The sequence below is a fragment of the Paracoccus sigandri genome (genome assembly GCF_003709565.1).
Lineage (GTDB): Bacteria > Pseudomonadota > Alphaproteobacteria > Rhodobacterales > Rhodobacteraceae > Paracoccus > Paracoccus siganidrum.
On the sequence record NZ_QNRC01000004.1, the window covers coordinates 129,767 to 142,284 of the forward strand.

Consider the following 12,518-nt stretch of genomic DNA (forward strand, 5'->3'; position numbering starts at 1 on the left):
TCCACTGCGGCAAAAATTCCGGGGAAACGTCATTTTCCGGCTTGCATGATGTGAAATATCGTTCCTAACTCCGCCCGAGGCGCGGCCTGTCCGTCCATATCATGGACGCCGGGCAAAGGGGGAGGGGAGAGCCCCGCGCCGGAACGGGAGGGACGACACATGCAGCTGACCGAGGCCCGCAGCGAGGCCGAGCTTGCGCTTGGCGGCATCGAGGCGCTGACCGAGCCGAAACGCGCCGAACCCTGGATGCGCCCGGTCGAGATCGCGGCGGCGGGCCTGCTGCTGGTGATGATCGTCACCGTGTTGGCCAATGTCTTCTTCCGCTATGTGCTGGCCAAGCCGCTGATCTGGGGCGACGAGGTCGCCTCGCTGAGCTTCATCTGGATGGCGATGCTGGGCTCGGCGTTGGCCGTGGACCGGCACGAGCATATGAAGCTGACCGTCTTCCTGCCGCTGCTGCCGCCCCGCCTGGCCAGGGTGCTGGAGGTGGCGGGGCAGGTGCTGGTCTGCGTGCTGCTGCTGCGGCTGCTGCCGGTGGCGGTCGAATATGCCTATGAGGAAAGCTATGTGACCTCGCCCGCGCTGGGGCTGCCGATGTCCTGGCGCGCCTCGGCCCTGCCGACGGGAATCGCGCTGATGTCGGTGCTGTCGGTGCTGTCGGTGATCCGCACCCGCGAATGGCGCACGATCCTGGGCACGCTGCTGGTTGCCGGCGCGCTGGCCCTGCTGCTGTGGCAGGCGCGGCCCGTGATGATGGGCATCGGCAACTGGAACCTGCCGATCTGGCTGGGCCTGCTGGTCGCCTTCCTGCTGTGCATCGGCGTGCCCATCGCCTTCTGCTTCGCGCTGGGGACGCTGGCCTATCTGACCTTCGCCAGCCATGCGCCGATCTTCGTGATGATGGGCCGGATCGACGAGGGGATGTCCTCGCTGATCCTGCTGTCGGTGCCGGTCTTCGTGCTGCTGGGCTGCATCCTGGACGCGACCGGCATGGGCCGGGCCATCGTCAATTTCCTCGCCTCGCTGCTGGGCCATGTGAAGGCGGGAATGAGCTATGTGCTGCTCGGCTCGCTGTTCCTGGTCTCGGGGATCTCGGGATCGAAGGTGTCGGACATGGCGACCGTCGCCCCCGCGCTGTTCCCCGAGATGCGCCGTCGCGGCCATTCCGCGCCCGAGATGACCGCGCTGCTGGCCACCGGGGCGGCCATGGCCGATACGGTGCCGCCCTCGATCGTGCTGATCGTGCTGGGCTCGGTCGCGGGGGTGTCGATCGCGGGGCTGTTCACCTCGGGCTTCGCCATCGCGCTGGTGCTGCTGGTCGTGCTGGCGGTGCTGGCGCGCTGGAAGGCCCGCAGGGAGGACATGTCGGGCGTCACCCGCGCCACCATGCCCTTCGTGCTGAAGGCCGCGCTGGTCGCGGTGCCGGCGCTGGTGCTGCCCTTCATGATCCGCAGCCTGGTGGGCGGCGGCGTCGCCACCGCGACCGAGGTCTCGACCATCGCCGTGGTCTATGCCTTCATCATCGGCATCGTGCTTTACGGCGGCATCCCGCGCCGCCGCATGGGGGCGATGCTGGTCGAGACCGCGGCCATGTCCGGCGCGATCCTCCTGATCCTCGGCGCGGCCTCGGCCATGGCCTGGGCGCTGACGCAGTCGGGATTTGCACGCGACCTGATGAACATCGTCACCGGCCTGCCGGGCGGCTGGGTGGTGTTCATGCTGGCCTCGATCCTGATCTTCCTGGTGCTGGGCTGCGTGCTGGAGGGGCTGCCGGCCATCGTGCTGCTGGCGCCGATCATGTTCCCCATCGCCCGCGGCCTGGGGATCCACGACATCCATTATTCCATGGTCATCGTCACCGCGATGAATATCGGGCTGATGGCGCCGCCCATCGGCATCGGCTTCTACATCGCCTGCAAGATCGCCGACGTGCCCGCCGACCAGGTGATGCGCCGGATCTGGGCCTATCTGGGCGCGCTGGTCGTCGGCCTGCTGCTGATCGCGGCGGTGCCCTGGTTCTCGACCGCCCTGCTTTGAGACGACTGACACGACTGAAACCCTCGGGGAGGAGGAAATCATGAGCATCAACCGCCGCACCATTCTGCTGGGCGCCGCCGCGGGCGCGCTGGCCGCGCCCTTCATCAGGCCCGGCATGGCCCGCGCCGCCGAATTCAGCTACAAGATCGCCAACAACCAGCCGCTGGAACATCCCAGCAACGTCCGCCTGGCCGAGGCCGCCAAGGCGATCCTCGAAGCCACGGACGGCCGGTTCGACCTGCAGATCTTCCCCTCGAACCAGCTTGGCGCCGATACCGACGTGCTGGGCCAGCTGCGCTCGGGCGGGGTCGAGTTCTTCCAGCTGTCGCCGGTGATCCTGTCGACGCTGGTGCCCAATGCCTCGATCAACGGCGTGGGCTATGCCTTCCCCGATTACGACACGGTCTGGAAGGCGATGGACGGCGACCTGGGGGCCTATGCGCGCGGCCAGATCGAGAATGCCGGGCTGGTCGTCATGGACAAGATCTGGGACAACGGCTTCCGCCAGACGACCTCCTCGACCAAGCCCATCGTGACGCCCGCCGACCTGCAGGGTTTCAAGATCCGCGTGCCGGTCAGCCCGCTCTGGACCTCGCTCTACACGGCCTTCGGCTCGGCCCCGGCCTCGATCAACTTCGCCGAGGTCTATACGGCGCTGCAGACCGGCATCGTCGACGGCCAGGAAAACCCGCTGGCGATCATGAAGGTCGCCAAGATGTGGGAGGTGCAGAAATACCTGTCCATGACCAATCACATGTGGGACGGCTTCTGGCTGCTGGGCAACCGCCGGTCATGGAACGCGCTGCCCGAGGATGTCCAGCAGGTGGTGGCCGACAGCTTCAACGCCTCGGCCGACGACCAGCGCGCCGACGTGATGGCGCTGAACGCCTCGCTGAAGGACGAGCTGGAGGCCGAGGGCTTCGTCTTCAACGACGTCGATCCCGCCCCGTTCGAGGACAAGCTGCGCGAGGCGGGCTTCTATGCGCAGTGGAAGGCCACCTATGGCGAGGAGGCCTGGGCGATCCTGGAAGCCGCGGTCGGGCGCAGCCTGGCCTGATCGCGGGGCGCGTGCGCAGATGGAACCCTTGCCGATCCGGTCCGCCGACGCCCCCCAGTCCGGGGGTGCGCAGGCGGTGCAGCGGGCGCTGGCGCTGTTGTCGAATGTCGGCAGGGGCGGCAGCGCCGGGCTGGGCCTGGGCGATCTGGCCGAGGCGGTCGGGCTGGCCCGGCCGACGGCGCGGCGGCTGCTGCTGGCGCTGTGCCAGGCCCGCATGGTCGAGCAGGATCCCGCCACGCGCCGCTATCACCTTGGCCCCGAGGCCTATCTGCTGTGCAGCTTCGCCTCGGACCGCCACGGCATCCTGATCCATGCCGAGGATAGCCTGCACCGCCTGGCCGACGAGACCGGCGACACCGCCTTCCTGACGGTGCGGCAGGACGACCATTCGATCTGCCTGCTGCGGGTCGAGGGCGCGTTCCCGATCCGCACCCATGCGCTGAAGACCGGCGACCGCAAGCCGATGGGCGTGGGCGTGGGCGCGCTGGCGATCCTGGCCGCCCTGCCCGAACCCGAGGCCGAGGCGCTGCTGGCGCGGATCGCGCCGCTGCTGGGCGATCTGAAGGCGCCGCTGGAAGGCGACGCGGCGATGGCGCGGCGCCAGGGCCATGCGCTCAATCCCGGCCGGATCGTGCCGGGGTCCTGGGGCATCGGCGTGGCGATCCGCTGGCCCGACGGCCGGCCGGCCGGCGCGCTGTCGCTGGCTGCGATCGAGGACCGGATGCGCCCCGAACGCCAGCGCGAGCTGGCCGTGCTGCTGCATCGCGAGGCGGATCTGGTCGCCGCGCGCCTGGCCGGCCTGTCGCGCCGGAACCCTGGCCGAAACCCTGAAGGACAAAGGATATCGCCATGACCGAACCGCTGATCGTCGGATGGGCGCATACGAAATTCGGCAGGTCCGAGGCGCCCGACACGCTGGCCCTGATGGCCGAGGTCGCGCGCCCGGCGCTGGACCATGCGGGCCTGGCGCCCGAGGCCGTCGACGGGATCTTCGCGGGGGTCTACAACAACGGCTTCTCGCGGCAGGATTTCCAGGGCGCGCTGGTCGCCATGGGCACGCCGGAACTGGCGGGCGTGCCCTTCATGCGCACGGAAAACGCCTGCGCCACCGGCTCGGCCGCGCTTTATGCGGCGGCGGATTTCATCGCCTCGGGGCGGGGTCGCGTGGCGCTGGTGATCGGCGCGGAAAAGATGACCGCGACGCCGGGCGATCAGGTCGGCGAGATCCTCTTGTCGGCCAGCTACGTCCCCGAGGAGGGCGAGATCCCCGGCGGCTTTGCCGGCGTCTTCGGCCGCATCACCGAGAGCTATTTCCAGCGCCACGGCGACCGTTCCGAGGAACTGGCGATGATCGCCGCCAAGAACCACGAGAACGGGATGCGCAACCCCTGGGCGCATATGCAGAAGCCCTTCGATCTGGCCTTCTGCAACACCGTCTCGGACAAGAACCCGCGCGTCGCGGGGCCGCTGCGGCGCACCGATTGCTCGCTGGTCTCGGACGGGGCGGCGGCGCTGGTGCTGGCGGATGCGGATATGGCGGCCGACCTGACCCGCGCGATCCGCTTTCGCGCGCGGGCGCAGGCGGGCGACCTGCTGGCCCTGTCGCGCCGCGATCCGATCGCCTTCGAGGGGCCGCACCGGGCCTGGACTGCGGCGCTGGCCCAGGCCGGGCTGGCGATCACGGATCTGGACCTGGTCGAGACCCATGACTGCTTCACCACCGCCGAGATGATCGAATACGAGGCGATGGGCCTCGCCCCGCGCGGGCAGGGCTGGCGGGTGATCCGCGAGGGCACCAGCCGCTTCGACGGCGCCTTGCCGGTGAACCCCTCGGGCGGGCTGAAATCGCGCGGCCACCCGATCGGCGCGACCGGCGTGTCGCAGCATGTCATGGTCGCGATGCAGCTGGCGGGCGAGGCCGGCGCGATGCAGCTGCCCGGCGCCGCGCTGGGGGGCGTCTTCAACATGGGCGGCGCGGCCGTGGCCAGCTATTGCTCGATCCTGGAGCGCGTGAAATGACCCATCCCGCGGGCGGCGTCGCGCCGGTCTCGACCAGGGTGATGAACCTTGCCACCTTCCTGACCCAGGCGGCGCGGCGCGACCCCGAGGGCATCGGGCTGGTCATGGGCGGGGCGCGCTGGAGCTGGGCCGAGTTCGAGGCGCGGACCGACGCGCTGGCCGCCGCCCTGCAGGACCGCTTCGGGCTGCGAAAGGGCGACCGGGTCATGTGCCAGTCGCAGAACTGCATGGAGATGATGCAGGCCATGTTCGCGGTCTGGCGGGCGGGCGGCGTCTGGGTGCCGGCGAATTTCCGGCAGATGCCCGAGGAGGTCACCTATCTGACCCAGGCATCGGGCGCGCGGTTCCTGATCTGCAATGCGGGTTTTCCCGGTCACGCCGCCGCCTGCCGCGCGGGCTGCCCGGAGCTGGAGGTGGTGCTGGCGATCGGCGCGGCGGATTTCGGCGCCTCGGTCCAGGACGTCACCGCCGAATTCATGGGCCGGCGCCCGCAGGTGGCGGCGGTGGAACGCGACGATCCCTGCTGGTTCTTCTTCACCTCGGGCACGACCGGCCGGCCCAAGGCCAGCGTCCTGACCCATGGGCAGATGGCCTTTGTCGTCACCAACCACCTGGCCGACCTGATGCCGGGACTGACGGGTGACGATGCCTCGCTGGTGGTGGCGCCCTTGTCGCACGGGGCGGGGGTGCATCAGCTGACGCAGGTGGCGCGCGGGGTGAAGACGGTGCTGATGCCCTCCGAGAAATTCGACGTGGCCACGGTCTGGGAACTGGTGCGGGAATGGCGCGTCTCGACCATGTTCACCGTGCCCACGATCCTGAAGCTGCTGGCCGAGGATCCCTCGACCGCGGATGCCGATACCGGCTCGCTGCGCTATGTCATCTATGCCGGCGCGCCGATGTATCGGGTGGACCAGCAGAAGGCGCTGGCGGTCTTCGGCAAGGTGCTGGTGCAGTATTTCGGCCTGGGCGAATGCACCGGCAACATCACCGTCCTGCCCGCCCGCCTGCACCAGGCCGAGGACGGCCCCGAGGCCCGCATCGGCACCTGCGGCCATGCCCGCACCGGCATCGAGATCCAGGTCCAGGACGAGGAGGGCCGCGAGGTCGCGCCCGGCCAGACCGGCGAGATCTGCGTCATCGGCCCGGCGGTCTTCGCGGGCTATTACGACAACCCTGGGGCCAATGCGAAGGCCTTCCGCGACGGCTGGTTCCGCACCGGCGATCTGGGCCACATGGACGAAGCGGGCTTCCTCTATATCACCGGGCGGCAGTCCGACATGTTCATCTCGGGCGGCTCGAACGTCTATCCGCGCGAGATCGAGGAGAAGATCCTGACCCATCCCGCTATTTCCGAGGTCGCGGTGCTGGGAATGCCCGACCCGCTCTGGGGGGAAATCGGCTGGGCGGTCTGCGTGCCGGTCGCCGGCGCCACGGTCGGCGAGGCGGACCTGGCGGAATGGTTGGACGGCAAGGTCTCGCGCTACAAGATGCCCAAGCGCTTCCTGATCTGGGAGGCGCTGCCGAAATCGGCCTATGGCAAGATCACCAAGAAGATGATCCGCGAGGAGCTGGAAGCGCGCGGGCTGATCGCATGAGCCTGCGGATGATCCATCCCGGCCCGCGCGCGGATCGGCGCATCCAGGCGGTCCGCTGCGGCCTGCGGCGGATCGAGGGCGTGCTGCCCGCCGGGCGCACGGTGATGCAGGCGGTGGGCGCGCTGTTCGCGACGGCCGGCTGCCGGGGCGGCGTGGTCTGGCTGGAGGGCGCAAGCTGCGATCCGATCCGCTACGTGCTGCCGGCGCCCGCGACCGACGGGCTTCACGGCGCCTGGTATTCCGACACCCACGCGCCGGACGGGCCCTGGACCATCGGCGCCTCGACCGCGACGGTCGGCTGGAAGGACGGCGCGCCCTTCCTGCATTGCCATGGGCTGTGGTCGGACGGCGCGGGCTGGCAGGCGATGGGCCATCTGCTGCCCTTCGAGACGGTGCTGGCGCGGGATGCGCGGGTGACGGCGCTGGGATCGCCGGATGCGTGGTTCGAATCCCTGCCGGACCCCGAGACCGCCTTCACCCTGTTCACGCCGCTGGGGGGTGGGGACGGCGCCGGACTGATGGCCCGGATCGCGCCCGGCGAAGATGTCGTGACCGCCGTCGAGGCCCTTGCCGCCGCCCATGACATCCCCCAGGCGCGCCTGCACGCGGTCGGCAGCATAGACCATATCCGCTTCGCCGAGGGCCATGGCGTCGATTGCCACGCCACCGAATTGCGCTTCGCCGATGCCGTCCTGCAGGGCGGCCGCGCCCGGATCGGCATCGAGGTCGTCGACATCCAGGGCGCGGTGCATCGCGGGACGCTGGCGCGGGGCGGCAATCCGGTCGGCGTCACCCTTGAACTGATCATCGAGCCTTGAAAGGACAACCCATGAGCAAGACCGCGATCGTGACCGGCGGATGCCGCGGCATCGGCCTGGCCGCCACCGAGATCTTCCTGGAACAGGGCTGGCGCGTGGTCATGGTCGACCGCGACGCCGAAGAGCTGCACCGGGTCGCGGGCGGCATGGAGAACGTGCTGCCGGTCGAGGCGGATGTCTCGGTCCCCGCCGATGTCGAACGCATGGTGGCCGAGGCGCTGGCGGGCTTCGGCCGCCTGGACGCGCTGGTCAACAATGCCGGTGTGGCGCTGTTTTCGCGCGTGGGCCGCACCAGTTTCGAGGAATGGCGCGAGGTGATGTCCGTCAACCTGGACGGGGTCTTCCTGTGCACGCAGGCCGCGGCCGCCGCACTGTCCCGGACCAAGGGCGCCATCGTCAACATCGCCTCGATCTCGGGGCTGCGGGCCTCGACGCTGCGGGTGGCCTATGGCACCTCGAAGGCGGCGGTGATCCACCTGACCAAGCAATGCGCCGCAGAACTGGGCGAATTGGGCATCCGCGTCAACTGCGTGGCGCCGGGGCCGGTCAGGACCAAGCTGGCCATGGCCGTCCACGCGCCGGAAATCATCTCGGCCTATTACGACGCGATCCCGCTGAACCGCTATGGCGAGGCGCGCGAGATCGCCGAGGCGATCGTTTTTTTGTGCTCGGACAAGGCCAGCTTCATCTCGGGGCAGACGGTGGCGGTCGATGGCGGCTTCGACGCGACCGGCGTCGGGCTGCCGGCGCTGCGGCGCGACAATGAGCCGGCCTGAACCCTAGGCGGCGCTGGCCAGCGCCAGCCCGTCCACCACGGCGGTGAAGGCCTGCGCCCGTTCAAGCGTGGCGCCGGGGCACAGCCGCAGCGCCGCCTCGGCGACCAGCGCCATCAGGCTGGAGCCGCCGACCAGGATCACGCTGCCGACCCGCTCGGGCGCGATCCCGGCCAGGCGCAGCGTTTCCGCCGCCGCCTGGTGCAGCTCGCGGCCCTGCGCGGCCAGCACCCGGTCCAGCATGTCGCGGCTGAGCGGTTGCGACAGGCCGGGCGCGATGAAGCCCATCTCGATGCGGGCGTCGTTCGCCCCGGCATTGGCGGCGATCTTGCCGCGCTCGACCGCGAAGGCCAGCTCGTGGCCCAGCTCCTCCTCCAGGACCGCGACCAGCCGCGCCAGCTTTTCGGGCTCGACCGCCAGCCGCGCCATGCCGGCCGCCATGCGCCGCGTCTCGGGGGTATAGAGGAAGGGGATCTTCGCCCAGGTCGCCAGGTCGGCATAGATCGCATTCGGCACCGGCAGAAGCCCCGGCCCCATCTCGCGCCGAAGCTGGCCGCCGTGACCCAGCGCAGGCATCGCATGGGCCAGCGACAGCGCATGGTCGAAATCGGTGCCGCCCAGCCGGATGCCGTGGCTGGCCAGGATCTGGGGGCGGCCGTCGCCGGTGCTGCAGAAGGCGGTGAAATCCGAGGTGCCGCCGCCGATATCGACGATCAGCCCGATCTGGCCCGCGCGGCCGCTGCCGTGGCTGGCCAGTGCCGCCGCCTCGGGCTCACGCAGGAAATCGACATCATCGAAACCCGCCGCCAGATAGCAGGCGCGCAGGTCCTGTTCGGCGCGGGTGTCGCGGGCGGGATCGGCGCTGTGGAAATGCACCGGGCGGCCCGACAGCGCACGGCGGAAGCGCCGGCCGGTCGCGGCCTCGGCGCGCTGGCGCAGCTCGGCCAGGAAGGCGGCGATGATGTCGGACACGCTGCGGCGCTTCCTGGCGATCAGCCGCGATTCGTGCATCAGCGAGGTGCCCAGCACGCTTTTCAGTGCCCGCATGTAGCGGCCCTCGTCGCCCCCGATCAGCGCCCCGGCCGCGGCCTCGCCGATCCGCATCGGCCCGCCCGAGGCCGGGAAGAACACCGCCGTCGGCAAGGTGTCCTGCCCGGCCTCGATGGTGATGCGCTGCGGGCACCCGTCGCGCAGCACGGCGGCCGCCGAGTTCGAGGTGCCGAAGTCGATCGCCAGAATGTCGCTGCCCATGGCGCCCCCCCTATCGCGGAAAGGCGCTGCTGCTAGCGGCTTTGGCGCCGGGGCGCAAGCGCGCCGCTCAGCGCCGGGGCGATTTCGGCGCGCGCGGCTTGACGCCGCCGGGCTTGGCCGAGACGGCGCGGCGCGGACGGGCCTCGGCGCCCTTGCCCTGCGTGCCCTTGCCATGCGCCGTTTTCCCATGCGCCGGCTTGCCGCGCGGCTTGTCAGTCGCGGCGCCCCGGCTCTTGCGATCCGCCGCCGACCAGCGCGCCTTGCGCGGCTTGGCCTCGGACGGCGCGGGCTCGGCCGGCGATTCGCGGGGCGTATCGGCCAGAACCTCGGCGATGGCGGCGGCGCGGGCCTCGCGGCGCTCGGCCTTGCGCGGAGCAGGTTCGGTCGCGGCGGGCTTCTTCGGACGTTCGGGCCTGGCGCGATGATCGTCGCGCGGCCGGGCCTCCGACCGCTGCGCCTCGTATTGGCGGGGGGCGGGGCGGTCGAGATCGGGTTCGCCCTCGATCCGGTTCAGGCGCAGGCCCGGCTCGATCTCCTGCCCGTCGGTGAAGCGCGGGGCCGAATCGGCGGCGATCTGGACGAAGGTCACATCCTGGCGGACCCGGATCGCGCCGATGGCGTCGCGGTTGATGCCGCCCGCCTCGCACAGCTTGGGCAGCAGCCAGCGCGCCTCGGCCCGGCCGGTATGGCCGACCGAGAGCGTGAACCAGACCGCCGCGCCGAACTCGCGCCGCTCGCGCGGGGCGGCGGGGCCGGGGGCAGGGGCGGCGGTCTCGGCCAGTTCCTCGGGGGCCGGGCGGCCGTCGCGCCACAGCCGGATGAAGGCCTGCGCGACCCGATCCGGGCCGAATTGCCGCAGCAACTCGGCGGCCAGCGTGGTTTCCTCGGCCGGTTCGGTCAGCGAGGGATGGGCCAGCATCCGTGCATCGTCGCGGGCAAGGACATCGTCGGCCGAGGGCGGCTTGCCCCATTCCGCGGTCAGCTTCGCCCGTTGCAGCAGCCGCTGCGCGCGCTTGTAATCGGCCGAGGTCACGATCAGCGCCGAAACCCCCTTGGCCCCGGCGCGCCCGGTCCGGCCCGACCGGTGCAGCAGCGTCTCGGGATTGGTCGGCAAGTCGGCATGGATCACCAGCTCCAGCCCCGGCAGGTCGATCCCGCGTGCGGCCACGTCGGTCGCGATGCAGACCCGCGCGCGCCCGTCGCGCAGCGATTGCAGGGCATGGGTGCGTTCCTGCTGGCTCAACTCACCCGACAGCGCCACCACGCGGAAGCCGCGATTGCCCATCCGCGCCAGCAGGTGGTTCACATTGGCGCGGGTCTTGCAGAAGATGATCGCGCGCTGCGCCTCGTAGAAGCGCAGCAGGTTGAAGATCGCGTTTTCCCGGTCGCGGGGCAGCACGCTCAGCGCGCGATATTCGATATCGCCATGCTGGCGCGCCTCGCCCATGACGCTGAGCCGCAGGGCATCGCGCTGGAAATCCTTGGCCAGCGCCTCGATTTCCGGCGGCACCGTGGCCGAGAACATCAGCGTGCGCCGCCCTTCGGGCGCCGATTGCAGCAGGAATTCCAGGTCCTCACGGAAGCCCAGGTCCAGCATCTCATCGGCCTCGTCCAGCACCGCGACGCGCAAGCCCGACAGGTCCAGGCTGCCGCGTTCGGTATGGTCGCGCAGCCGGCCGGGGGTGCCCACCACGATATGCGGCCCGCGCTCCAGCGCCCGCCGCTCGGTCCGGTAGTCCATGCCGCCGACGCAGGTCGCGATCCGCGCCCCGGCCTCGGCATAGAGCCAGTCCAGTTCCCGTGCGACCTGCAGCGCCAGTTCGCGCGTGGGGGCGATGACCAACGCCAGCGGTTGCTCGGCCGGCAGCAGCGGCGGCTGGTCGGGCAGGATCTGGTCCGAGAGGGCCAGGCCGAAGGCGACCGTCTTGCCCGATCCGGTCTGGGCCGAGACCAGCAGGTCGCGCCCCTTGGCCTCGGGCGTCAGGATCGCGGCCTGCACCGATGTGAGGGCGCTATAGCCCTTGGCAGCCAGCGCCGCGGCAAGCGGTGCGGCAATGTCGAAATCTGTCATGTTCTTCGCCAGGAAAGGGGTGGCCTGCACCCGATGGGAGGCATCCGCTTCTCCCATCACCGCTGCAATCCGTGCATCGGTCCCCTGGGTCTCGGAGCCAAAGAGCGGCGCATATCCCCTTGCGGCGGCGAAGTCAAAGGAAACCTCCGGTCGCGGTTTGCGCGGATCCCGTCTGCCGCCATCCGCGAAAGCGGGTCGCCAAGCCTCTGCTGCCGGGGGATGATGGAGCGGGTGATGGGCTACCGGAAGCCATGATTTTTGCTGTGAAAACAGGGCAGGGGTGTCCCATCCGCTCGATCATCCGGCGCAATAGGAATCAAGATGTTACAGGCAGGGTGTCCCACGCCGATCCGCCACCCTCACGCCTCCTTGTTCATCAGCCAGCTGAAGATCGGTCGCGGATCGCGGGCCCCGCACTTCGAGCAGCGCAACCGGCGCTCGAAATCGTTCATGTCGAGATCTTCGCCGTAACGATGGACCAGGACAGAGACCGGAATTTTGCGATAGTGCCCGCACTTGATGTTGCTGCAATGATAGGTGACGGCATGGCCCAGGTAGTTGGCCGCCGCGAATGGCGGGCGCTTCACCGCCATAGTCCTGGCCCCACCTGTGAACGCGGATCGATCGGCTTCGGCGTGCGCCGGCCCTCATCGACCACCATGCACGGGAAAGACAGCACGACCTCGCCGGCCGCGCCGCAGCCGCCGCAGCGCAACAGCCTCTGCAGGTTGCGCATCCGCATCGACAGAACAGCGACTGTTCGCAGGTGGAAATCGCCCTGATAGACATAGGTCTTGCCGCAGCCCGTGCAGCGGATCTGCAGCGCGGCGCCCTCATCTATCAGATCGCGAATCGTGATGCCCATCATATGAGAACATATGTGGAACATGGAGC

Annotated in this window: 11 protein-coding genes; 7 read left to right on the forward strand and 4 right to left on the reverse strand. The window is 69.9% G+C overall.

Going from position 1 to position 12,518, the window contains the following annotated elements:
* The first annotated feature begins 159 nt into the window (after positions 1 to 159).
* From C9E82_RS04770 to C9E82_RS04800, 7 genes are read left to right on the forward strand one after another with little or no spacing between them, the layout of a single operon-like run.
* Positions 160 to 2,037 (forward strand): TRAP transporter large permease, encoded by a 1,878-nt coding sequence (locus C9E82_RS04770; RefSeq protein WP_119900244.1) that lies wholly within the window; start codon positions 160 to 162, stop codon positions 2,035 to 2,037.
* A 40-nt stretch (positions 2,038 to 2,077) separates the two neighbouring features.
* Positions 2,078 to 3,094 carry a TRAP transporter substrate-binding protein gene (locus tag C9E82_RS04775; protein ID WP_119900243.1) on the forward strand — a complete coding sequence of 339 codons (1,017 nt, stop codon included), beginning with the start codon at positions 2,078 to 2,080 and terminating at the stop codon, positions 3,092 to 3,094.
* A 19-nt stretch (positions 3,095 to 3,113) separates the two neighbouring features.
* Entirely contained in the window at positions 3,114 to 3,947 is an 834-nt protein-coding gene (locus C9E82_RS04780; RefSeq protein WP_119900242.1) for an IclR family transcriptional regulator, read from the forward strand.
* Positions 3,944 to 5,113, forward strand: coding sequence for an acetyl-CoA acetyltransferase (locus C9E82_RS04785; RefSeq protein WP_119900241.1), 1,170 nt, complete (start codon positions 3,944 to 3,946; stop codon positions 5,111 to 5,113). The genes C9E82_RS04780 and C9E82_RS04785 overlap by 4 nt, the downstream gene beginning before the upstream one ends.
* On the forward strand, positions 5,110 to 6,711 hold the full coding sequence (locus C9E82_RS04790) for an acyl-CoA synthetase (protein WP_119900240.1): 1,602 nt from the start codon (positions 5,110 to 5,112) through the stop codon (positions 6,709 to 6,711). Before C9E82_RS04785 ends, C9E82_RS04790 begins: the two co-directional genes overlap by 4 nt.
* The gene (locus C9E82_RS04795; RefSeq protein ID WP_240643643.1) at positions 6,708 to 7,529 is read left to right on the forward strand and encodes a PCC domain-containing protein; all 822 of its coding nucleotides are present in this window, start codon (positions 6,708 to 6,710) and stop codon (positions 7,527 to 7,529) included. The genes C9E82_RS04790 and C9E82_RS04795 overlap by 4 nt, the downstream gene beginning before the upstream one ends.
* An 11-nt stretch (positions 7,530 to 7,540) precedes the next feature.
* Positions 7,541 to 8,305 carry an SDR family NAD(P)-dependent oxidoreductase gene (locus C9E82_RS04800; protein ID WP_119900238.1) on the forward strand — a complete coding sequence of 255 codons (765 nt, stop codon included), beginning with the start codon at positions 7,541 to 7,543 and terminating at the stop codon, positions 8,303 to 8,305.
* A gap of 3 nt (positions 8,306 to 8,308) precedes the next feature.
* On the opposite strand, the gene C9E82_RS04805 is transcribed toward C9E82_RS04800, so the two are convergent.
* The 4 genes from C9E82_RS04805 to C9E82_RS04820 all read right to left on the reverse strand — a co-directional run bounded on the left by C9E82_RS04805 (position 8,309) and on the right by C9E82_RS04820 (position 12,492).
* Positions 8,309 to 9,553 (reverse strand): Hsp70 family protein, encoded by a 1,245-nt coding sequence (locus C9E82_RS04805; protein WP_119900237.1) that lies wholly within the window; start codon positions 9,551 to 9,553, stop codon positions 8,309 to 8,311.
* A gap of 67 nt (positions 9,554 to 9,620) precedes the next feature.
* Positions 9,621 to 11,624: a DEAD/DEAH box helicase gene (locus tag C9E82_RS04810; RefSeq protein ID WP_122449212.1), complete on the reverse strand. Its 2,004-nt coding sequence runs from the start codon at positions 11,622 to 11,624 to the stop codon at positions 9,621 to 9,623.
* A gap of 359 nt (positions 11,625 to 11,983) precedes the next feature.
* The gene (locus C9E82_RS04815; RefSeq protein WP_119899472.1) at positions 11,984 to 12,217 is read right to left on the reverse strand and encodes a hypothetical protein; all 234 of its coding nucleotides are present in this window, start codon (positions 12,215 to 12,217) and stop codon (positions 11,984 to 11,986) included.
* Positions 12,208 to 12,492, reverse strand: coding sequence for a hypothetical protein (locus tag C9E82_RS04820; protein ID WP_119899474.1), 285 nt, complete (start codon positions 12,490 to 12,492; stop codon positions 12,208 to 12,210). The genes C9E82_RS04815 and C9E82_RS04820 overlap by 10 nt, the downstream gene beginning before the upstream one ends.
* Between the last annotated feature and the right edge of the window lie 26 nt (positions 12,493 to 12,518).

Bases quoted from the DNA above. Each gene is read 5' to 3' on its own strand.
- C9E82_RS04770 (WP_119900244.1), top strand. From the start codon at position 160: ATGCAGCTGACCGAGGCCCGCAGCGAGGCCGAGCTTGCGCTTGGCGGC.
- C9E82_RS04775 (WP_119900243.1), top strand. From the start codon at position 2,078: ATGAGCATCAACCGCCGCACCATTCTGCTGGGCGCCGCCGCGGGCGCG.
- C9E82_RS04780 (WP_119900242.1), top strand. From the start codon at position 3,114: ATGGAACCCTTGCCGATCCGGTCCGCCGACGCCCCCCAGTCCGGGGGT.
- C9E82_RS04785 (WP_119900241.1), top strand. From the start codon at position 3,944: ATGACCGAACCGCTGATCGTCGGATGGGCGCATACGAAATTCGGCAGG.
- C9E82_RS04790 (WP_119900240.1), top strand. From the start codon at position 5,110: ATGACCCATCCCGCGGGCGGCGTCGCGCCGGTCTCGACCAGGGTGATG.
- C9E82_RS04795 (WP_240643643.1), top strand. From the start codon at position 6,708: ATGAGCCTGCGGATGATCCATCCCGGCCCGCGCGCGGATCGGCGCATC.
- C9E82_RS04800 (WP_119900238.1), top strand. From the start codon at position 7,541: ATGAGCAAGACCGCGATCGTGACCGGCGGATGCCGCGGCATCGGCCTG.
- C9E82_RS04805 (WP_119900237.1), bottom strand. From the start codon at position 9,553: ATGGGCAGCGACATTCTGGCGATCGACTTCGGCACCTCGAACTCGGCG.
- C9E82_RS04810 (WP_122449212.1), bottom strand. From the start codon at position 11,624: ATGACAGATTTCGACATTGCCGCACCGCTTGCCGCGGCGCTGGCTGCC.
- C9E82_RS04815 (WP_119899472.1), bottom strand. From the start codon at position 12,217: ATGGCGGTGAAGCGCCCGCCATTCGCGGCGGCCAACTACCTGGGCCAT.
- C9E82_RS04820 (WP_119899474.1), bottom strand. From the start codon at position 12,492: ATGATGGGCATCACGATTCGCGATCTGATAGATGAGGGCGCCGCGCTG.